Below are 22,235 nucleotides of genomic sequence, written 5' to 3'. Positions count from 1 at the left end.
GCTCGTCTTTCCTCATAAACGCCATTGTTTTTCATCCAGCAGGACATTCCTTTTCACCTCCTTCCCACCTATAGTTCAGAAAATTTCAATATCTCCGCTCCGTCTTTACCGTCATCATCATCCCCTGCTCATGATTTCCCGTGAGATTTTCCACAAACGCAGGAGAAAAGAACAGGTGCTTTCCACAAACAGACCCAGAGATATACACCTGATACACACCGTTCCGCATCCGGAACCCGCTGTTTTCCTGTCCCAGATTTAACTCGATCACATCCATGATCCGATACTCCTGACAGACCAGGGGTTCCACAAACAGCAGGATTTTCAGCCAGGAAAGATAGGAAAGTCCCCGCTCTCCGCCTCCCGTATCCGGCTTTCCATCCCGGCCCAGTGCCAGAAGCTTCTCCACGCTGAGGGTCCAGTCTTCCGCCGCCTTAAACAGCATTACCTTCCGTCCGGCTAGCAATCCTTTGACGTCCATCAGCGCCTCCCCCAGCGCCCAGACGGACATCACAAAAAAGGTTGTCACCAGAATCAGCGGTGTAATGGAGCCTGCTCCGGTAATCACCGCCGCCAGTTCTCTGGCCTGTGCCCGCTTTGCGTTGTCCGACAGGATATGAATGAGATTCAGGCCAGACCGCACTGCCAGAAGATGGTGCACCGCATCACTTAAATTTTCCCGGTCACTTCCATTTCCATAAAGAAGATATTCCACCTCATAATCCAGGGTATGCTCCGCTATCTGTGCGTAATCTTCGGCTTTCTGCTGCCCCACTGCTGCCTGTACAGCATTTTCAGTCTCGACAATGCCCGTTTTCTGTTTTTGCACCTCACCCACAGTATCTGTCTGCATTGAGCAGAACTGAGAGAAAAACATCCCGCAGTATTCATTCACCAGAATATGGTCCGGCATGCTTCCGCTTCCGGCTCCCTCATCATATGTTTCCGCTTGAGAAGGCAGTGCAGCCAGCGCTGCTGTCTTTTCTGATACCTGACGCCCTTCCGGCACCAGAAGTCCCAGCATTCCCTCCTGATAAAGCTGCTCCACCTGTTTTAGCCAGCCTTCCTTTTCCTTATCCTGAATGCCGTGAACAAATGACAGCGGCAGGATCTGAATATTTTCCAGACCGATTCGCACCGGTCTCCAGAGACTTTCGTAATCCGGCTCGCTGTCTCCATCTTCATCGTCATCATCTTCCCACTCTTCAATTTCACGTTCTACTTCATAGGAAAGCTCAATCAATTCCTCCAGACGCTGGATCTGCTCCACCGACCGTGGCTCCAGAGCCCGGATTTCCTGCCTGCGTTTTCCATTCTCCGCAACATACGCTTCATATTCCTGAATTTCCTGTTCCAGGGCCGCAGTCATTTCCGTGCCAAGCCGGTCCACGCGGTTTTCCTGTTCCTGTCGGTCTTTCTGCAATGTTTCCGCCAGCTTGTCCGCCTCTTTTTCATACTGTTTCACAAGTCCCGGCATCTTCTTTAATTCCCCTATCATCTGTTCTGCTGCCCGTCGAAATCCTGCACCGTCATAGGATGAAAGAGCATTCAGCCCCTGCTGACGGTCATTTCTCTGATGGTCCAGATTCTCACTGATGGATTCTAAAACCCGCTCCAGCTTCCAGACATCCCGGGTTCTGGTACGATAGGTCTGTGCCATCTCGGTCACCGCCTCCGCCTCCCTCTCCTGTTTCCAGAGGCCTTCCACCGCATCTCCATCAAAATCCAGGTTCCAGATTCCGTACTTCATATAATCCAGGATTTCCTTCTCCAGATACGCACCGTGTCCATCCACAGCACGCACAATTTCCTCTGCCGAAACTTCTTCCAATGCCATCGGATACCAGTTATCCGTTTCCAGATACGGAAGCAGGAAACCGGCAAAATCCGCTTCGATCTCCTCCCCGGTCTCATACTCCGCAAACAGCAGCCGGTAGCGGTCCCAGAGTTCCCGGTGATACTGGCTGAATACAGAATCCATAGCAGAAGATGCCGCCATCTGCAGATACCATCTTGCGCCCGCCGTGCGGGCCGACTCCATCAGCACACACAGAAACGCGAAAAGCAGCATCAGGATTATACTGACAAACACGGTGATCTGACCGCCCGGATTTTGTTTTTTTCCACCTGCTTTTTCCATGTTTCAGAATTAATATACTTCCTTAGACTGGCTCTCAATCTCTTTAAAGATATTCTCCAGAAGCTTCGTAATCTGCGTTTTGAAGATGATCACCAGGCCAATCAGGACCACCAGAATCAAAACTACCTCGATGACTCCCACGCCCTCCTCCTGGCGCCAAAACGCATTCCACTCTGAAACCAGTTTATTTTCTTTCCACTTTTTCAGCATACTCATTGTCTCCCTGTCATTCATTCGATTCATCCTTATTTCCGGCACCTGTCTCTTTTTCGCAACCGGCGGCCTGCCAGACATCCCACACTATCCCATCGTTATCATTGCCGGAACCATGATAAAGATCATGACTACAAACAACAGCAGAAACAGCGGCACTAAAAGCTTTGTTCCCGCTTCCTCTCCCATTTTCCGGGCCAGGTTTTTGCGCAGTTCAAAGGCATCCTCCACTTCGGTGCGCAAAAGCTCCCGCAGATTCTTTGTTCCGGTTTTCCGGTTCTGTTCCAGAATGCTGCTCAGCTTCAGATAAGGCTGCAGGCGGCATCTTTGACCAAATTCCCGGTAAGCCGCTCCCTCTGCCGTTCCGTTTTCCATCTGGTAATAGGTCTGTCGCATTTCTTCGTAAGCCGGTCTTACCTGTTTTCCCGCCGCAGCCTCATAATCCTGCACCATGCGCCCCCAGGCATTGCGCACTGTCATTCCGGCTCCCACCAGCACCTGCAGCTTTGACACCAGCTCCGCATAGTCCAGAAGAAGCTGCTGCTCCCGCTTTTTCGCCTGTTCCCGCTGTTTTGACTCCTCCTGCATCAGCAAAAGCGCCGCCATCAAAACGCCCAGAAACGGGATGAGCACATAATTTGGTTTTTCCGCATTCCGGTAAGATAACGTTTTCCCCTGATACTCTGCCGGAAGTTCCAGATATTCCGCGTATTTCTGCTGCCTGTCCAGCCGGACCAGCTCCTCTGAAAACTGCTTCCTCTTCTGTTCTTCCGGTGTCAGGGACTCCGGTACCAGTGTCACCGGAAGTTCAAAATCTGCCCGGTATTCTCCTGCGGAAAGCTCTGCCTGCAGCACCACCTCCTGTGCTCTTTTGATTTCCGTATCCACCGTTCCGGCGGAAGATAAGAATTCCGGCTCCGAGGAATGCCAGCGTACCCGCACACCGTATTCACTTAAGTATGATGGCAGCTTCAGATCCTGGGATACTGCCTGAAGGCTCTCATTTTTTCCGCGTATCCGCTCTTCCATGCCTTCCATGACTTCGTAAAATACTGCGTCAGCTTCTTCTCTGGTATAAACCCTCGGACTGACTGTTACGGTAATCGTCTGCTCATCTTTCTCCAGACCGCTCACAATCAGTTTCTGCTCTTTTGTACTCCCGCCGTATGCCTCCCTCTTTACCTGCCCCCGGGCCAGATACGGCTCCGGATCTGGCTGAAACCAGGACAGATACGCCCAGAGCAAAACCCCGAACATCACACAGACCGCAGCCGCAGCCCGATTGTTTTTACCTGCTCTTTTTTTGCGCCTTTTTCCAAAGCTTCCTGCATCACACTGCTTATCCCGAGACATCTGTTCCCCCATTCATGCTACACCTCAATCTCCAGAATCCGCTCTGACAGCCAGAATGCGGTCAGATATAATCCCAGGCAAAGTGTCATAAACCCTCGGCCCATTCCGGTCCGATACATCTGGTCAAAGAAGCCCGGCGAAGTCCCTTCTACATAAAAGACAATGAAAAACGGAATCAGGTTCATGATCTTCTGCTCAAACTGGCGGGATGCCGTAAGCGTCATGATTTCTTCCTTCACCTGCATCTTGTCCCGGATTACTTCTGCTGTATGCCGCATGATGCTTCCCAGGTCTCCGCCCGTCCGCTTCCCGATGCCCAGCACCTCTGCCAGATTCTGCACATCCTCCAGTCCGCTTCGCCCTGCAAATTCCAGCAGAACCTGCTCTACATTTCGATTGGTCCGTATCTGCTGCACCATCCCGGAAAACTCCTGAACGATCAGCCCATCAGCCCCGTAAAGCAGCTTCAGTTCCTCCAGGCTCACCGCCATAGCATTCTCCATGGCATATCCTGCACTCAGCGATGCCGCCAGAATCTCCATAGCTTCCTTAAACTGCTGTGCCAGAAGAAGCTTTCTCTTTTTCAGGCGCTGCCTGCGCTCTCTCAGAACCAGAAACACACCGCTCACCGGAAGCATCAACTCAAACGCCGCCATACTCCGGTAAAACACATAGGAAAACAGTCCGCTTACCGCCATGCTTTTCCCAAGAACCAGAAGCATTTCTCTTATAGACAGCCGGTATTTGTCATAAGAAAGAATCCGGCCTGCCGAATTTCCGCGCCGGGATGCGTCTGCGTTCACTTTATATGGAGTAACCGGCCGCTTTGACCTTCTCTCTGTGCCGAAGGGAACCAACCTGGACGAGACTGCCGCAGACAGTTCCCTCTGCATACCCTTCCCATCTGCGGGTTTTTTCCTGTTCCTGATCCCTGCTGTCTGTTTCCGATGCTCCACATTCATCCGCATTCCCCCTCTCTTCAAACCGATACAATGGGTTTAATCGGATTTCTCCATCAGCGTACCCCAGTACTTCCGTGATTTCCAGCACCCGCCGGCTCCGGTCCCGCAGTCTTCCCAGATGCACCAGTATATCAATAGCCGAAGCAATCTGTCCCCGCACGGCGGCCAGCGGAATGTCTGCAGCCATAAGTGCCATGGTCTCCAGGCGCGAAAGCATATCTCCCGCACTGTTTCCATGACCGGTAGAAAGCCCGAAGTGTCCGGTATTGAGTGCCTGCAGCATATCCAGGCACTCTTTTCCACGCACCTCGCCGACGATCAGATAATTGGGCCGCATACGGAGTGATGCCCGGATCAGGTCGCTGATCTCCACCGCGCCTTCCCCTTCCACATTGGCTCCGCGGGTCTCCAGACGCACCAGATTCGGCACCTGGGTGATCTGCAGCTCTGCGGAATCTTCAATCGTAATAACCCGCTCCGTCTCGGGAATGTACGATGACAGGGCATTTAAAAATGTGGTCTTACCAGATCCGGTTCCGCCGCTGATAAAAATGTTGTAGCCGGACTTCACCAGCTTTCCCAGAAAGTCTGCCGCTTCCCTGGTCAGGGATCCATACTGGATCAGGCGCTCTATGGTGATGGGCTCCGGAAATTTCCGGATTGTCACCACCGGCCCGTCAAGGGCGATGGGCGGTAGCACAATGTGTACACGGGAACCATCTTCCACCAGCCTTGCGTCCGCAATCGGCCTGCTCACATTGACCACACGGTTGATCTTGCTGACGATCTGCTGAATCATGTCTTCCAGCTGCTCCACCCGCTCAAAGCTATGGTTCCATCGCTCCAGCCGCCCGCCCCGCTCAATGAAAATGTCATCCTTTCCATTCACCATGATTTCCGTAACTTCCGGATCATCCACCAGTTCCTGCAAAATATCCAGGCGGCGAAAGCTGTCAAACAGCCTGTTTTTCAATTCGATCCGCTGCCCCAGCGGCAGATACTGCCGTCCGGCCTGTCCCACAATGGCCTGGTCAATACAGTCGTACAGCTCTTCATCTCCGATCTGCTCAAAGCCGGAAAGTGTCTCCCGTACCTCTCCGCGAAGCTGCTCCAGAAGACTCTGTGCGCAAATACGTTCCCCACTCATCTCAGTTCCCTCACAAAATCTCCCAGATCACTCCACAAAAGCTGCTCCAGATAATTTTCCCGGGTCAGGGAATGAACTGGTTCCGGGAGATGCAAAAATCTCAGTTTTTCCCATATCGCGCTCCGCCCAGACCGCTTCAGATAATCTTTCCATTCCTCCAGCTTTGCGGTAGACACTGCATCATCTTTTACCGGTACATACACCACATCGCAGATGCCAAGAAGTTCCTCCGTGCCGCCACAAAACATACCGACATCCAGAATCAGTTCCTCATATGCTCCATCGGACGCAATCTTCTGGATCAGACCGGCAAATACTTCCTGATGGATTCCAGTCTTATCTTCCGCATAAGTGACCGGCGGAATATAATCCAGGCCTCCCCAGTTGTAGGTCACGCTGCCCAGCCGCACCGGACTGTACTCCCGCTGAATGTAATAGTAGAGCAGATCAGAAAGGCCTCCTGTATACACAGTTCCAGTCAGGGCTGAAAGACCAGAAAACTCCTCCAGGGTAATGTAAAGCACCTTTTCTTCCCGGGCCAGCACCTGACCCAGGGTAAAGGCAAAGCTGCTCTTTCCACACCGCCCAATTGGCGAATAGACGCCAATCATCCAGCTCCGCCTGCCGGTCACTGTCATAAGTGTCGGAATTTCCTGGGGCTGATACCAGGACATCACTTCCCGCAGGAGACTGTCCGAGGCCTGGTACTTGTACACCACCGCCTCGCCTTCTTTTGCTATGCCAGTCTCGCTAAGCCGCACCGTCTGCAATGCCTGAATTCCTTCTAGTTCTTTCTCCGCCACACTGTCACCGACCAATAGAAGGTCAATCTGTTCCCGTTTTGAAAATTCCCTCAGTTTTTCCAGGCTGGTAAACGCCACCACTTTAAATGGTACCTGCTCACGCTGGTTCGCAAACTCCGCAAACCGGTCAGCATACCGGGAGTCTACATCGTAGACTGCCATAATCTTTTTCATTTCATTCCCCCTTTTTCCCCCACTATAATGCTTTCATCCACCGCACCACGCCATAAATACAGACCCCCACCGCCAGACAGACCGCAAACGGAATATGATGCGGCGCATCCGCATGCTCCAGCGAATCATATGGCTGCAAACACCTTCCCTGCATCACTGCCCGGACATACTCCTGCAGATAGCAGAAGCGTTCCGCCGCCAGGCCAGGCTGTCTGAGCCTCCACAGACTCCAGACAGCGCCCGCCAGAAACCCAAGGGCCACCGCATAAAACCCGCTCTGAATTCCCAGATATCCGCCAATCACTGCCATCAGCTTGCCGTCCCCGGCCCCCATAACCCGAAAGCGGAACAGTAACATACCAAACAGCAGAAATGGCAGCGCCCCGGTAATAAATCCCATGCCCCACTCCATCACGCCCACAAATGCCAGCAGCATTAGGGCTTCATTGGACACGCGGCTCCATTTCTGGTCTGTCCACGCGCAAAAGCAAAGACCAGCAGTCAGAAACAAATATATACTTTCCTCTGTTATGCAATCTCACCTTCTTTTCCATCTGCCATAACCACAAATATTCCTCTGTTATGGCTGCTCCCAAAAAACTCATAAAAATGAAAACTCTGCCGAAACGGCGGATATCCAAAAGCCCCAGGCTTTTTGAAACAATAACTTTAGAAATCCAACGGCATGGTACGGAATGAAAAGCTCCTGCCTGATGAATTCCGCATCGGAATGATGCGTTGATTGTGGTCTTATCTTACCCATAATTTTCTCTGCCGTCAACGTCTGGCATCGGCATAAAGCGACAAGAATCGACAACGAGGAAACGGTTGGACATTGACAGGGCAAAATGCTATACTAAATACACTTGAAAGAAGAAAAGGAGTACCAGCACCATGAACGAATTATACGAAGCCATTGAAGCAAAGATCAAAGCATCCGGCTATCCGCGGGAAATCTCCGGCGAAGCTGTCTACAATGACATCTGTGACCAGATCGAAGGAAAAGAAAACGGAGATTACGTTCTCCTCTCTAAATTCGAGGAGGATGTGGTATTTGAATATCACATTACCATTTCAGATGACGAATTCAACTTAGGCATCCTCACCATGCGCACCCCGGAAGGTGTCTTTGAAACGGATTTCGATAAATAAAGGCTTGTCAGAAAGGGCTGCCGCAAAATTGTACCAGGAACGTGTCTGCTACAATTTTGCGGCAACTCTTTTTTTGCGCATTCTATAGGACATTTTGACGAAAAATGTTATTTTCGTCCCTTTGTTTTTGGTTGACGTGAACAATCAATCGTGATAGAATGAACTTAGTTCAATTTTTTAAACCAAAGGAGGTTTTTATGGCGGACTCCAAAGAACTACAGGAACTGTTTCACAGCTGCATGCCGCTGTTTATCGCCCTCGGAGATGAGGTCCGCTTAAACATCATCGAAGCATTGTGCATTGCCTCCCAGAACGGCCACACGGAAGGGCTGAACGTCAACGAGATCACCCGGCAGACCAATCTGTCCAGACCGGCCATCTCCCATCATTTGAAGATTATGAAAAGCTGCGGACTGGTAGAAGTCACCCAGTCCGGTACTTCCAATTACTACCGGCTTACCTTTCTGGACTGCACGAAGCAGCTGATGAAACTGGGGTACCTGGTTGAAGAGATCTTCAGCCAGGAATAAGAAGAAATACGTATAATTTTCCACCCATTCCAGATACTACACTCCAAAAGGAGTGCAAATTTATGAAAAACAACGGACTTTTCTTCACGCGAAACGACTGCAGACAGGCGGCCGCCCGTGAAAACATGAAACTGAAGGCAGAGATCCATCAGACGCAGCATAAGATGGAGTCCTTATTAAACCAGTTCGACCAGGTGACGGACCCGCCTCTGATCGACTGCTGTATTTACGAACTAAACGCGGTCTGGCTCCGCTATCAGTTTCTGCTCCGGCGTTTCAAGCTTCTGGAACAGCTGGATTTTTAGCCAAACGAAACTATGCAATCAGGAGGACTTGATATCTATGGCATCATGGTATGAAAAAGCAGTATTTTATCACATCTACCCGCTGGGTATGCTGGGGGCGCCATTCGCCAATACCGAAGACGCCGCGGCTGACCGCTTTCCGGAACTGGACAAATGGGTTGCCCACATGGAAGCCTTAGGCTGCACCGCACTTTACATCGGACCGCTCTTTGAGTCCTCCTCCCATGGCTACGATACCAGAGATTATAAGCTTGTGGACCGCAGGCTTGGCACCAATGAGGACTTCCGGCACTTCACAAAGCTCTGCCATGAAGCCGGAATCAAGGTGGTCGTAGACGGAGTATTCAACCACACCGGACGTGAATTTTTCGCATTTCGGGACATTCAGCAAAACCGTGAAGGTTCCCGCTACTGCGGCTGGTACAAAGGTGTGAACTTTGGCTGGAACAGCCCTTACAATGATGGCTTCGGCTACGAGGCATGGCAGGGACATTTCGAACTGCCCTGCCTGAATTTACAAAATCCGGAAGTAAAGCAGTATTTGTTCGATGTCATCCGCTTCTGGATCTCTGAATTTGATATTGATGGCATACGCTTAGACTGTGCCAACGTCATGGATTTCGGCTTCATGCAGGAGATGCGCACCCAGACCGCTTCCATGAAGCCGGATTTCTGGCTCATGGGCGAAGTCATCCACGGCGAATATGGCCGCTGGATGAACGATGGCATGCTCCATTCCGTCACCAACTACGAATTACATAAGAGCCTCTATTCCGGGCTCAATGACCATAATTTCTTTGAGATTGCCCACAATGTACGGAGACTGGAAGCCATTGGCACAAAGCTCTACACGTTCCTGGACAACCACGATGAAAACCGTATTGCCAGCAAACTAAACAAGAAGGCACATCTGCCGCTGGCATGGGCTCTGCTCTTTACCCTTCCGGGCATTCCTTCTATTTATTATGGCGGGGAATGGGGCCTGGAAGGCACAAGGACCCGTGAAAGTGATGCCGCCCTGCGGCCCTGCATCAGCCTGGAAGAAGGCGAGGCAAAACATGATGAACTCACCGGCCTGATCACGAAGCTGGCCGGAATTCATACAGAGCAGCCGGAATTCCACGGCGGGCGTTATCAGGAGCTGCTGCTCACCAACCGGCAGTATGCTTTCGCCAGACACGCCCAGGGCAGCATCTGCGTGACCGCGGCCAACAGTGATGACCAGGAAAGCTTTCTTTCCATTCCGGTTCCGCTGCGCGCATCCAAGGCAGAAAATCTGATAGATGGTTCCATCATTCCGATTGAGAACGGAAAAATAAACCTTACATTACCAGACAACAGCAGTGTTGTCTTAAAGATCAGGGAGGATTGACCTTATGGCAGTCAGAGATAAGAAAAAGCAGACCGAGACCGGCTTTATCACCGCCGGGGACCGTTACCTGTTCGGAGAAGGCACCCACTATGAGATTTACAATAAACTTGGTGCCCACCCAAAAATGTTCAATGGCAAAACCGGCTATTATTTCGCTGTATGGGCTCCCCATGCCGCATCCGTCAGTGTAGTTGGTGACTTTAATAACTGGGATCCGGATGCCTGCCCCATGCAGGTGCTTGAGACTTCCGGCATTTACGAACGTTTCATCCCGGACATCAAGCCAGGCGAACTCTACAAATTTGCCATTACCACCCAGACTGGCAAGGTGATTTTCAAGGCAGACCCCTTTGCCCAGTACGCGGAGTACCGGCCGGGAACCGCCTCCATCACCGCATTCAGTGATAACTTCCACTGGAATGACGCGGCCTGGGTTCAGAAACGCGAGAGCATCAACCCGTGCGAGGCAGCCATGAGTATCTACGAGGTGCACTTAGGTTCCTGGAAAAAGAAAAACCGACCGGAAAAAGACGGTTATTATACCTATAAGGAAGCTGCCGCCGAGCTGGCTGCCTATGTAAAGGAGATGGGTTACACCCATATCGAGCTGATGGGAATTGCGGAACATCCCTATGATGGTTCCTGGGGCTATCAGGTAACCGGCTACTATGCTCCCACCTCCCGCTATGGCACTCCAGAGGAATTCAAATATTTTGTGAACTATATGCACAAAAAGGGCATCGGCGTTATTCTGGACTGGGTTCCGGCCCATTTCCCGCGGGATGCCCACGGTCTGGCAGATTTTGACGGACAGCCGCTCTTCGAGTACGCAGATCCGCGTAAAGGCGAGCATCCAGACTGGGGTACCAAGGTCTTTGACTATGAAAAGCATGAGGTTTCCAATTTTCTGATTGCCAACGCCCTCTACTGGATCGAGCAGTTCCACATAGACGGTCTGCGCGTGGATGCCGTAGCTTCCATGCTTTATCTGGACTATGGACGCAAGGACGGTGAGTGGGTACCGAACCGCTATGGCGGCAACCAGAATCTGGAAGCCATCGAATTTTTCCGCCACTTAAACAGCATCGTGGCCCAGCGCGGGCATGGTGCCATGGTCATTGCCGAAGAATCAACCGCATGGCCACTTGTCACCCACGATCCAAAAGAGGGCGGCCTGGGCTTCACCTTCAAGTGGAACATGGGCTGGATGCATGATTTCCTGGAGTACATGAAGCTGGACCCGTACTTCCGCAAATTCAACCACCACAAGATGACCTTCGGCCTCACTTACTTTAACAGTGAAAACTTTATTCTGGTACTCTCCCACGATGAAGTTGTCCACTTAAAGTGCTCCATGATCAACAAGATGCCAGGCCTCTTCGGAGATAAATTCGCAAACCTGAAGGCCGGTTATACCTTCATGCTGGGACATCCGGGCAAAAAGCTTTTATTCATGGGCCAGGATTTCGGCCAGCTTCATGAGTGGGATGAAAAAGTCAGCCTGGACTGGCATCTGACAGAGGAAGACCTGCACAAGGATCTCCAGAACTATGTGCGCGACCTGTTACATATTTATCAGAAACACCCTGCGCTCTACGAGTCCGATGATGACTGGGATGGCTTTTCCTGGATTAATGCCAACGATGGTGACCGCAGCATTTACAGCTTTGTGCGCTACGCGAAGAATCACAAAAAGAGCCTGCTGTTTGTGTGCAACTTCACTCCGGTGGCACGGCCGGATTACCGGGTCGGTGTACCGAAACGCGGCAATTACACACTGATCCTGGACAATGAGCACGGTGCTTACAAAACTGGCGAGAAGGCTCCAGTCTTTAAAGCAGTCAAATCCGAGTGCGACGGGCAGCCATATTCCGTAGCGCTGCCGCTGTCGGCATACGGAACCGCAATCCTCCGGTTCTCATAATACGCAGGAACACACCCGTTTGAAAATAACAAAAACAGATTATGTATTTCGTTAAAAAATTATCAAAAAGTAGATGACATTCTTTCCATTTCGTAGTAAAATAGGAAACGACCTACCTGATGATCCGGTTATTAAAACTGACGGTAAGCATCAGCAACATAATATAAGGAAGGAGAGTTTCGTATGGCAAGAGAGTTAATTTCCAAAAACGCGACCAAAAGTGTCTATCGCGATGGCGATAAAGCGGTAAAAGTTTTCTGCAAGGGCTTCCCGAAGGCAGAGGTTTTAAATGAAGCTTTGATCAGCGCACGAGTTGAGGCCATTGGCGGCATCAACATTCCGTCTATCCAGGCAGTTTCTGTCGAAGAGGACGGCTGTTGGTCCATCACCCGGGACTACATCGAAGGTAAGACACTCACAGAGCTTATGAAGGAAAATCCGGATAAGCGCGACGAATATCTGAATCAGATGGTTGAACTGCAGCTGATGATTCATTCCAAGACCTGTCCATTACTGAACAAGTTAAAAGACAAAATGGCGCGGCAGATCTCTGAGATGGAAGAATTAGATTCTGTCAACCGTTACGATCTTCTTACCCGCCTTGACAGCACTCCAAAACACTCCAAGCTGTGTCACGGAGATTTTCAGCCGGACAATATCATTGTGAAGGAAGACGGCACCATGTATGTCGTTGACTGGGTTCACGCAACCCAGGGCAACGCCAGCGCAGACGTAGCCAGAACATATCTTCTGTTCTGCCTGACCGATCAGGCAGCGGCAGAAAAATACATGGATCTGTTCTGCGAAAAGACCAGTACCGCCAAACGCTATGTACAGCAGTGGCTGCCTCTGGTAGCTGCAGCACAGCTCACAAAGAAACGTCCGGAAGAAAAGGAACTGCTTCAGAGCTGGCTGAATGTATGTGATTATCAGTAGGTCAAACGGTTCCTGTTTGCACTATATATGAACAGGAACCAAAAAGAAGAGGGTCTTGCCGATTGCGGTAAGGCCCTTTTTGATATATACTAAAAGACGTACCGCTTCTGTGATAAACGCCGGAAGCAGCACACAGCCACTATACCATAGCATACCTGCCAAAGGAGGACAACCATGCAGACTATTTTAGTGTGTGACGACGACAAAGAGATCGTCGATGCGATAGATATTTACCTAACCGGAGAGGGCTTTCACATCTTAAAAGCCTATGACGGTTACGATGCCTTAAAAATTCTGGAAACGGAACATGCGGACCTCATGATCATCGATGTCATGATGCCGGGGCTTGACGGCATCCGCACCACCTTAAAGGTGCGCGAGACCAGCAGCATCCCGATCATCATCCTCTCCGCTAAATCTGAAGATTCCGACAAGATCCTGGGTTTAAACATCGGTGCGGATGATTACCTGTCCAAGCCGTTTAACCCGCTGGAGCTGGTGGCCCGGGTCAAATCCCAGCTGCGCCGCTACACCCAGCTTGGCAACTTAAGCCAGGGCAGCAACGAAAATGTGTACAAATGCGGCGGCCTTACCATCAACGATGACACCAAAGAAGTGTTTGTCGATGACGAGCCCATCAAGCTGACTCCCATTGAGTACAACATCCTGCTGCTGCTTACCAAAAACGCCGGCAAGGTTTTCTCCATCGATGAGATCTACAAACAGATCTGGAATGAGGAAGCCATCGGTGCCGACAACACCGTTGCCGTACATATCCGCCACATCCGGGAGAAAATCGAGATCAACCCGCGAGAGCCGCGCTACTTAAAGGTGGTCTGGGGTGTTGGCTATAAGATTGAGAAACAGTAGGAGCCGCCCATGAGACTGAAAGATTATTCCATGCGGATCAAAAAGAACATTGCCGTGTTCCTGCACATTTTGTTTTTGTTTATGGCGGTGCTTTCCATCAGCGTCATGTACTTAAATACCAATGTCGGCTCCGGCCTCTCCTGGATCCTGGACCGCCAATACGATGACTCCGCTGCCTTCCGCCAACAGTTCCAGGAAGATCTGGACCATGTATTCAAATACGTTGCCTACCGGGATGTCTTCGAGACGGACGGCAATCTGGATCTTTCCAAAGAAATGTTTGCCGTCAGCCGCGACAACGGCCCGGAGATCACCTACACGCTGGAGGAAGTCCTGCGCTACGCCAAGAGCCAGGGGTTCTATTTAAACGACCAGTTTGAGGTAGTCAATGACCTCTTTATCTATGACGATGCTTCCACAGCAAAGGACCAGCTGGTATACTGGCGCGCTTACGATCCGAATGCCACCTTAAAGGAACCGGGCGATGCGTTCTCCTCCCTGCTGGATCTGTCCCGGGAGGTATTAAACTGCTTAAGTGAATATTATATTGTAAACTATCGTCTGCTGTCGAATCCATCCAACTTCCGATTCCGGATCGATTATCTGGATGATGAGACTGTAGTCTCAGAGTATTCCAACGCAGGAGATTTGACCGATGCCCAGTTAAAGTCCCTGGGCCGTTACTGCTCTGTGGACAGCAGTTCCATTCTCATTGACAGCAATCTGGATGAACTGCCCAAAAATGTCATGGCCCAGCTTGAGCAGCTGAACGCAAATGATGCAGACCGGTATCACATGACAGTTGCTGTAAATACCCAATACGATGCAGACGATGTATACGCCCGGCAGGCCGCCGATTACCGCCATCTGCGCAGCCGCTTCGTCGAGGCCATGTTCAGCCTGACTATCGGCATCATTGGCTGCCTGGTGACACTGTACTACCTGATCCTGGTATCCGGTTACCGCACAGAAGACCGTACTAGTCCGTACCTGCATGGCTTTGACATGATCACCACCGAAAGCGGGATCCTGCTGACAGCAGTCAGCACCATGTTCATGCTATTTCTGGGAGAGAAGATTGGTTATCCGCTGATCCATCTTGTTGCCCGGACTGAAGACTGGGGCTTTGCCGAGCGGATGATGCGGGCCATGATCATCTACGGCTGCTGTATGACCGGCGCATTCAGCATGCTGCGGCGCTACAAGAGCCGCCAGCTGGGGACAAACAGTATGCTTCACCATTTCCTCAAAAATCTGAACCTGTATTTTGCAGACCATACCTACTCCCGGCGGCTCTTCTGCCTGTTTACTGCCTTTCTTGCAGCACAGGCCATCGGCATCAGCCTGATCGCTGTATGTGTCTGCTTACGGTCCCATATGTCCGCAAAGATTATCGGCATCATCACGCTCCTCCTGTTGGTCGGTCTGGATTACAAGACCTTTCACCGACTGTTCCTGCAGTCCCAGCAGGAAGACCAGATTGCAGATGCCATCACAAAAATTGCGGGCGGTGACACCAGCTATCAGATGAATCTGGCCGGTCTGGAGGGAAAGGAACTGAGAGTCGGCAACATGATCAACAGCATCGGAACCGGACTGGAGCGTGCCCTGCAGGAGCAGGTCAAGAGCGAGCGCTTAAAAGCTGACCTGATCACCAACGTATCCCACGATATCAAGACCCCGCTCACTTCTATTATTAACTATGTAGACCTGCTGAAGAGGGAACAGATTCCGGGGGAACGCGCCCAAGAATACTTAAAAGTCCTGGATCAGAAATCCCAGCGCTTAAAGAATCTGACCGAAGACCTGGTGGAAGCCTCCAAGGCAAGCTCCGGAAACGTCAAGCTGGAGATGACCACTCTGGACATTGTAGAAATGATCTGGCAGACCAACGGCGAATTTGAAGAAAAATTTGCTACCCGAAGTCTGGAGCTGGTGTCCACACTGCCGGAAAGCAGCATTCTCATCGAGGCAGATGGCCGCCACCTCTGGCGTGTCCTCGAAAATGTCTACAACAACGCGTTCAAATACGCCATGGAACACACCCGGGTCTACACCGACCTGGAACTGAAAGACGACAAAGTTTACTTTACGATTAAAAACATATCCGCAAACCCGTTAAACGTACAGGGCGAGGAGCTTACTGAGCGATTCGTCCGCGGAGACGTCTCCCGCACCACCGAAGGAAGCGGCCTCGGCCTCTCCATTGCCCAGAGCCTCACAAAGCTCCAGGGCGGAACCTTCGAGATCTTAATTGATGGAGATCTGTTCAAGGTGCGCGTGGGCTTTGGGGTGAAAAAAACAGACCAGACGGCATGAGCTATCTGAGTTCAAAAAAGACGCAGGTCACATATTTTGTGACTTGCGTCTTTCTTGTATTTACGCTTCTATATACTCTTACGCATTCTTTACCTGCGCGTTCTTCACACCCTTCTTCTGAAACAGTTCCTTCCCGGATGTGTACACAATGATGATACCCAGTACCATTAACAGGATCGCAATGATCAGCTGTAAGCCTTCTACCATGAAGACTGCGGTACCTGCACCGAAAGCATGTACCAGGGCGATGGTTCTCTCAACCAGTGCGGTAAAGGTAACGCACAGCATGATGATGAGCGGTGGGAACAGGGTTTTGTTCTCTCTTCCGGTTACCTTTAAGAATACACACAGGGTGATGAGTACCAGAGCACTTAACAGCTGGTTTGCACTGCCGAACAGCGGCCAGATGTTGGAATAACCAATCTTGGTTAAGATAAAGCCACAGGCCAGGGTTACCACAGTGGAAAAGTACTTATTGCAAAGAAGCTTTCTCCAGCCCTCTGCATGCTCCATATCATCAGCAGAGAACAGTTCCTGGAAGGACATACGTCCGATACGTGCCACGGAATCCAGGCTGGTTAAAGCCAGGGCAGATACACACATGGTCATAAAGCACTGTGCTACATAAACCGGGATACCAAACATCTCCAGGAAACCTGCAACACCTGCAGAGAAGATCTGGAACGGAGTTCCGGTTGCTGCGGTACCATCTGCTGCAGCTGCCGCACCGGCTACACATAATGCCAGAACAGCCAGCAGGCTCTCTAATACCATGGCGCCATAACCAACCTTCAGCATATCCTTCTCATTGGAAACCGTCTTGGAAGAGGTTCCGGAAGATACCAGGCTGTGGAATCCGGAAACCGCGCCGCACGCTACGGTTACAAACAGGATCGGGAACATATCGCCCATCTTGGCATTCTTAAATCCGGTGTAAGCCGGAAGGTTCATGGTCGGATGCGCAACCACCAGGCCAACAACTGCGCCGATGATCATGCCTGCAAACATGAAGGTGGTCATGAAATCACGCGGCTGCATTAAGAGCCACATCGGCATAACCGCTGCCAGGAAGATGTAAGCAAAGGTCAGATAAGACCAGGTGTCTTTACCAGCTACAACCGGGAATGCCATACCGATTGCAAAAGCAGCAACGGTACATGCCAGTCCGGCTAAAGTTTCTTTCCAACCGGTCAGATGAAGATGCTTCTGCAGCACACCAAATACCATGGCGAATACAATGAACATCAGGGAGATGGAACCTGCCGCACCGTTGGTCTGTGCCGCCGGGGAAAGGGAGGCTACGCCATCCGTTACGGTGTAAGCATTAAAGGTACCTGCAACCATATCGGCAAATGCTGCGATAACGATCAGGGTAAATAACCAGCAGAACAGAAGGAACAGCTTCCGTCCGGTCTTGCCGATGTATTTCTCGATCAGAAGTCCCATGGACTTACCTTCATTCTTGACACTGGCATACAGTGCGCCGAAGTCGGTTACTGCACCGAAGAAGATGCCGCCAAGGATAACCCACAGAAGCACCGGAACCCATCCGAATGCAGCTGCCTGAATGGCACCGGTGACAGGGCCTGCGCCTGCGATGGAGGAAAACTGATGTGCGAAAACGGTCCAGCCATCGGTCGGCACGTAATCCTGTCCATCCTCTAAAGCAACCGCCGGAGTCTTTGCCTTCGGGTCGATCCCCCATTTATTGGCAAGCCAGCGGCCGTAAAACGTGTATCCGCAGAACAGACACACAGCTGCGATTAATACTATAACAAGTGTATTCATAATGATCTCTCCTCTCAAAACTATAACGCGGAAAAAAGAAAAACCTCCGTCCTCCCGCAGAATTTTCCGCAGGAAGACGAAGGCATATATGCTAATCATAAAATACGCGCTCCGCGTTACCACTTCCCTTGCTGACATTCCATCAGCCTCTCTGACCATATCCTCCGTCTCTCAGTCCGGATGAATACGAGCCCTGTTAACGGTGGGTTTCCGTACTGTCTTACTGTCTGCTTTCACCTGGTATCACCAGCGTTACTTTTCGCATTTCAGACAATCTGCTTGCAGGGGATAACTCTGTTGCCGCGCTGCTTCCTCACACCAGCCGGAAGCTCTCTGAAAACGCATCTGACAAAAAAGCCTTGTCCTGTTCAACGCATTTGGATGTGAATCTTTGAATATCTGCCATTATAGTACCATTATTTCATTTGTCAATTATTTTTTCGAAAAGTTTTTGATTTGGTACAATTTGAAAGTTTTCACTCCCAATTTTCATCCAACAGAAAATCACGGATGTTTCGATGCTTAATTCCATTACGGCTCATATCAAATTCATCCATGGAAACCACATATTTGGGGAAATTGTCCCGTATCGTATCATATACCCCAAACTCCCGCTGTATCGTTTCTTCCGATGCAAGCAAATAAGTCACCTGAATGTAGAGTTTCTCCCCTCGCTTATCACAGACAAAATCTATTTCCTTATCCTGATTTTTGCCGACCGTAACATGATATCCGCGGCGGAGCAGTTCCAGATATACAATGTTTTCAAGCGTCAGATTAATATCCTTTGCATTTCCTCCAAACACCGCTTCCCGGATTCCATGATCCGCAATATAATACTTTTCATTGGAAGCAAGAATCTGCTTGCCTTGCACTTCCTCACGCTTCACTTGATAAAACAGATAAGCATCACAGCAATACCGGATATAATTCAGAATCGTCTCCGGCGCAACCGTCCGCTGTTCACTCTTAAGAAACTTTGCAAGAGACGATGCCGAAAATGTATTTCCGACATTGGCCATTACATAGGCCATGATCCGCTCCAGTAAATCCACATCCCGGATTTTATTCCGCTTTACAATATCCTTCAGCTGCACAGAGTTAAACAAATCCTGCAAGTATTGTCTGGACGGCTCATCCGCATAACGAATGTTGGCCAGATATGGCATTCCTCCGTACAAAATATATTGCTGAAAGCTTTTCTGAACCGTTTCCTCCGGAAAAACAGAATGATAAAGTTCCAGAAATTCAGCAAATGAAAATGGATAAACAATAAATTCCACATAACGCCCAGCTAGATAAGTAGCCAGTTCTCCAGAAAGGAGTTTTGCGTTAGAACCTGTAATATAAATATCGCAATCCAACGCAACACGGAACGAATTGATACACTTTTCCCAGTCCTTTACTTCCTGAATCTCATCAAAAAACAGATAAATTTTTCTATCTATCCCGGCTGAACGGCTGCTGATCTCATCGTACAATGCTTTCGCAGTCTGCAGATGCGTATATCTCATATCCTCAAAATTAATAGAAATAAACTGAGATGAACTCACCCCGGAATCTATCAGCTCCTGTTTAATCAGTTCCAGCATTACCGACTTTCCGGAACGGCGGATACCTGTCATGACTTTAATTAGGTCCGTTCCGATAAACGGTCGTATGCGTTTCATATACATTTCGCGTTTCACCATAAATATTATGCCTCCTTTCCTGTCCCTGATAATAGTATAGCACATTTATAATTGATAAATTCATATAAAAATATGATTTTATAAGTTATAACTGATAAAATATCAAATTTCATTTATTTCATCAGTTATATCTTTCAAATGGTTGTATGCACAAAAAGCCGGAAAACCATCTCTGATTTTCCGGCTCAACTCCATTGCCTCAAATGATTCTGTTTTAGAAAATTCTCCATCCGCAGATAAAATTGTTTGCCCACCAGGAGCTTAAGGAACGATGAACGACTTTACCGTTACCGGAGGACGCATCAATAACCGTTCCGCCGCCTGCCACGATTCCTACATGGCCGCTTACAACGATGATATCACCAGCACGCAGATTAGAGAAGCTGCTGATCCTGGTGTATCTTCCCGCGTTTCTCCAGCCGGAGGATGTCATGTAGCTCTGACGCACGCCGACCTGGTTTAAGCACCAGTACACGAAACCGGAACAGTCAAAGGAGTTCGGTCCCTTGGAGCCCCATACATACGGACAGCCAAGCTTGGAGCTTGCCACCGCCAGAAGCGCACTCGCGCCGCCGCTGGCACCACCGGTATTCGGAACAGCAGTGCTGCCGGAGCTTCCCTTCTTGCCGCCGTTACCGGAATTATTTTTACTGTTATTTTTGCTGTTGTTTTTACTGGTATTCGTCTTCGGCTGGGCCGGTGCTTTCTTCGCATCTCCGCCGGTCAGCTTTGCCATGGTCATGACACCGACTGTACCATCCGCACTCAGTCCATTCGTGCGCTGGAACAGCTTGACCGCATCCTCGGTCACCTCACCATAGTAGCCGGTCACATTGGCAGATTTCAGATAACCCAGCTTACTGAGCAGGTTCTGCACCCGCTGGATGTTATCACCGCTGTCGCCAAGGGCCAGACCGTTCGGAACCGCGTCAGAACTGTTTAACGCCACACGGGTAGCCGGTCCCAGATAACCATCTACAATCTGGTCATTGCGGGACTGGAACTGTTTGACTGCAATGATCGTATCATTTCCATAGCTGCCATCCGGCTCGGTGGTCATATAGCCCAGCTCCTTCAAACGCTTCTGGGCTGCCAGAACCAGATCACTCTTCTCACCGTAAGCCAGCATATTTGCCTTCACATCCTCACTGTAGAGAAGGTTCATGGTTTTTCTTCCGACCTTGCCATCCTGCTCCAGGCCGTTCACGCTCTGCATCTTCATAACCGCCGTTTCGGTATCATCTCCAAAGCTGCCTGTCACCTCGCTGTCGCTGGCCAGATAGCCAAGCTCATACAGACGGCTCTGGATACGGGTAATATCGGTACCCTCATCACCCTTCTGGGCTGCGTAATACTTGGCATCCGGGGAAAGAATCGCCTCCAGGGTATCCGGACCGATGATACCGTCCTGTGCCAGTTTGTTCTGGCGCTGATAGATCTTGACCGCACTCTGGGTCACTTCCCCGTAATAATCCGTCGGTTCATCGTTATCCATAAAGCCTAAGTCCATCAGTCGCTGCTGTAGCTTTAAGACGATCGGATGCTTCTCACCGATACGCAGATAATCCGGGATCGGCTCACTGTACTCTGCGTCCACGCCCTCAACAGACGGAAGCAGCGGACCATCCGGAGAAAGGACCATGACCGTCTCATCCGCAGCGGTCTGCGGCAGGGTCTCCTCCATCAGGACCAGATTCTCCTCGGTGCTCTCACTCTCTGCCTGGTTTGCGGTCTGGGATGTACCGCAGCCTGCCAGCATGCTCATAGCCAGAAGTGCCGCGCCAAAGCACTGCACTCTTCTTTTCCAGCTTCTATGTGTATTTATGGTTGTCAAAATTCTGACCTCACTTCCTGTGTTAAATGTCAAAGGGGTTCCCATTCCGAACCCCCAGTTGACCTATATTTTATCACAGTTCACAATTTCTGTGAAGCCTTAACCTGTTTTTGAGCGTTTAATTACCTTCAGCCTCGTAAACTCTTCCCTGTCCTTCTCCTCCAGCGCATTCCCAATCGTTGTTACCAGGTTCTGGTATGTCGGGATCGTGATATTCTTGAGCGCGTTCGCTCTCTTCTGGGTCTTTCTGATGCTGGAGGCCAGGCGGTAGGCCGAGTTTTCCACCATGGAAAGCTTTGTGGTCAGCTCCTTCACCTTCTCAAAGTGCATCCGGGCCTCGTCCAGCGCCGGACTGGTGCTTAAGAACGCATAGCCCGGTGTCAGAGGCACCGGCTCATGCTGCACCAGCGGGATCTCCGTTCCCATGATGCTGCGGGTCTTGATGCGGATCGTATCGTCCACCGGAATCGTCCCGGCAATATCCTGGATAAAGCCGATTCCCAGCTCGATATTGGCCTTCTGCAGGGCTTTGTAAGCTTCTGTAAAGGTCGTGTCGATCTCTGCCTGGATGTCCTTCGCCTGGTCGATGAGTCCCATCAGTTCCCGCAGGAGGATGTTCCGCTTCTTGTCCATCAGTTCATAGCCCTGACTGGCCAGCGCAAGGGAGTTCTTCGCTAAAATAAGGTTTCCCTTTGTCGGGAAAGTATTCAGATTCATACGGA

At 50.4% G+C, this 22,235-nt stretch carries 19 protein-coding genes; 8 read left to right on the top strand and 11 right to left on the bottom strand.

From position 1 onward, the window contains the following. Positions 1-85: 85 nt before the first annotated feature. The 7 genes from DWY84_RS06440 to DWY84_RS06410 form a co-directional block, all read right to left on the bottom strand. On the bottom strand, positions 86-2,092 hold the full coding sequence (locus tag DWY84_RS06440; protein ID WP_147354285.1) for a DUF5702 domain-containing protein: 2,007 nt from the start codon (positions 2,090-2,092) through the stop codon (positions 86-88). 57 nt (positions 2,093-2,149) lie between these two features. After that, positions 2,150-2,350 (bottom strand): Flp1 family type IVb pilin, encoded by a 201-nt coding sequence (locus DWY84_RS06435; RefSeq protein ID WP_118531829.1) that lies wholly within the window; start codon positions 2,348-2,350, stop codon positions 2,150-2,152. A gap of 90 nt (positions 2,351-2,440) precedes the next feature. Further along, positions 2,441-3,718, bottom strand: a complete 1,278-nt coding sequence (locus DWY84_RS06430; protein WP_118531827.1) for an immunoglobulin-like domain-containing protein — start codon at positions 3,716-3,718, stop codon at positions 2,441-2,443. Between the two features lie 5 nt (positions 3,719-3,723). Then, a complete protein-coding gene (locus DWY84_RS06425; protein WP_243024776.1) occupies positions 3,724-4,509 on the bottom strand; it encodes a type II secretion system F family protein in 786 nt (261 codons plus the stop codon). A gap of 1 nt (position 4,510) precedes the next feature. Then, positions 4,511-5,815: a CpaF family protein gene (locus tag DWY84_RS06420; protein WP_118531823.1), complete on the bottom strand. Its 1,305-nt coding sequence runs from the start codon at positions 5,813-5,815 to the stop codon at positions 4,511-4,513. Next, positions 5,812-6,792 (bottom strand): ParA family protein, encoded by a 981-nt coding sequence (locus DWY84_RS06415; protein WP_118531821.1) that lies wholly within the window; start codon positions 6,790-6,792, stop codon positions 5,812-5,814. The genes DWY84_RS06420 and DWY84_RS06415 overlap by 4 nt, the downstream gene beginning before the upstream one ends. 22 nt (positions 6,793-6,814) lie before the next feature. Next, positions 6,815-7,303, bottom strand: coding sequence for an A24 family peptidase (locus DWY84_RS06410; protein WP_178716507.1), 489 nt, complete (start codon positions 7,301-7,303; stop codon positions 6,815-6,817). Positions 7,304-7,686: 383 nt separating this feature from the next. Here DWY84_RS06410 and DWY84_RS06405 point away from each other — a divergent pair, with 383 nt between their 5' ends. The 8 genes from DWY84_RS06405 to DWY84_RS06370 all read left to right on the top strand — a co-directional run bounded on the left by DWY84_RS06405 (position 7,687) and on the right by DWY84_RS06370 (position 16,200). After that, positions 7,687-7,944: a hypothetical protein gene (locus DWY84_RS06405; RefSeq protein ID WP_118531817.1), complete on the top strand. Its 258-nt coding sequence runs from the start codon at positions 7,687-7,689 to the stop codon at positions 7,942-7,944. Between the two features lie 197 nt (positions 7,945-8,141). Then, entirely contained in the window at positions 8,142-8,474 is a 333-nt protein-coding gene (locus DWY84_RS06400; RefSeq protein ID WP_118531815.1) for a metalloregulator ArsR/SmtB family transcription factor, read from the top strand. A 62-nt stretch (positions 8,475-8,536) separates the two neighbouring features. After that, the gene (locus tag DWY84_RS06395) at positions 8,537-8,779 is read left to right on the top strand and encodes a DUF2508 family protein (protein WP_118531813.1); all 243 of its coding nucleotides are present in this window, start codon (positions 8,537-8,539) and stop codon (positions 8,777-8,779) included. 37 nt (positions 8,780-8,816) lie between these two features. Continuing rightward, positions 8,817-10,151 carry an alpha-amylase family glycosyl hydrolase gene (locus DWY84_RS06390; protein WP_118531811.1) on the top strand — a complete coding sequence of 445 codons (1,335 nt, stop codon included), beginning with the start codon at positions 8,817-8,819 and terminating at the stop codon, positions 10,149-10,151. A 4-nt stretch (positions 10,152-10,155) separates the two neighbouring features. After that, positions 10,156-12,075 carry a 1,4-alpha-glucan branching protein GlgB gene (gene glgB / locus DWY84_RS06385; RefSeq protein ID WP_118531809.1) on the top strand — a complete coding sequence of 640 codons (1,920 nt, stop codon included), beginning with the start codon at positions 10,156-10,158 and terminating at the stop codon, positions 12,073-12,075. Positions 12,076-12,258: 183 nt separating this feature from the next. Beyond that, on the top strand, positions 12,259-13,011 hold the full coding sequence (locus DWY84_RS06380) for an aminoglycoside phosphotransferase family protein (protein ID WP_118531807.1): 753 nt from the start codon (positions 12,259-12,261) through the stop codon (positions 13,009-13,011). Positions 13,012-13,185: 174 nt separating this feature from the next. Then, positions 13,186-13,881 carry a response regulator transcription factor gene (locus DWY84_RS06375; protein WP_118531805.1) on the top strand — a complete coding sequence of 232 codons (696 nt, stop codon included), beginning with the start codon at positions 13,186-13,188 and terminating at the stop codon, positions 13,879-13,881. A 9-nt stretch (positions 13,882-13,890) separates the two neighbouring features. Continuing rightward, entirely contained in the window at positions 13,891-16,200 is a 2,310-nt protein-coding gene (locus tag DWY84_RS06370) for a HAMP domain-containing sensor histidine kinase (RefSeq protein ID WP_118531803.1), read from the top strand. A 78-nt stretch (positions 16,201-16,278) separates the two neighbouring features. Here the strand turns inward: DWY84_RS06370 and DWY84_RS06365 are convergent, their stop codons facing one another. The 4 genes from DWY84_RS06365 to DWY84_RS06350 all read right to left on the bottom strand — a co-directional run bounded on the left by DWY84_RS06365 (position 16,279) and on the right by DWY84_RS06350 (position 22,230). After that, a complete protein-coding gene (locus DWY84_RS06365) occupies positions 16,279-17,988 on the bottom strand; it encodes a carbon starvation CstA family protein (protein ID WP_118531801.1) in 1,710 nt (569 codons plus the stop codon). A 476-nt stretch (positions 17,989-18,464) separates the two neighbouring features. Further along, positions 18,465-19,679, bottom strand: coding sequence for an ATP-binding protein (locus DWY84_RS06360; RefSeq protein ID WP_118531799.1), 1,215 nt, complete (start codon positions 19,677-19,679; stop codon positions 18,465-18,467). 214 nt (positions 19,680-19,893) lie between these two features. Further along, positions 19,894-21,513 (bottom strand): peptidoglycan-binding protein, encoded by a 1,620-nt coding sequence (locus tag DWY84_RS06355; RefSeq protein WP_347560777.1) that lies wholly within the window; start codon positions 21,511-21,513, stop codon positions 19,894-19,896. Positions 21,514-21,612: 99 nt separating this feature from the next. Continuing rightward, positions 21,613-22,230 carry a V-type ATP synthase subunit D gene (locus DWY84_RS06350; RefSeq protein ID WP_118531795.1) on the bottom strand — a complete coding sequence of 206 codons (618 nt, stop codon included), beginning with the start codon at positions 22,228-22,230 and terminating at the stop codon, positions 21,613-21,615. Between the last annotated feature and the right edge of the window lie 5 nt (positions 22,231-22,235).

It is taken from the genome of Clostridium sp. AF27-2AA (genome assembly GCF_003478505.1).
GTDB lineage: Bacteria > Bacillota > Clostridia > Lachnospirales > Lachnospiraceae > Brotaphodocola.
This window is presented reverse-complemented; position numbering and strand designations above follow the sequence as displayed.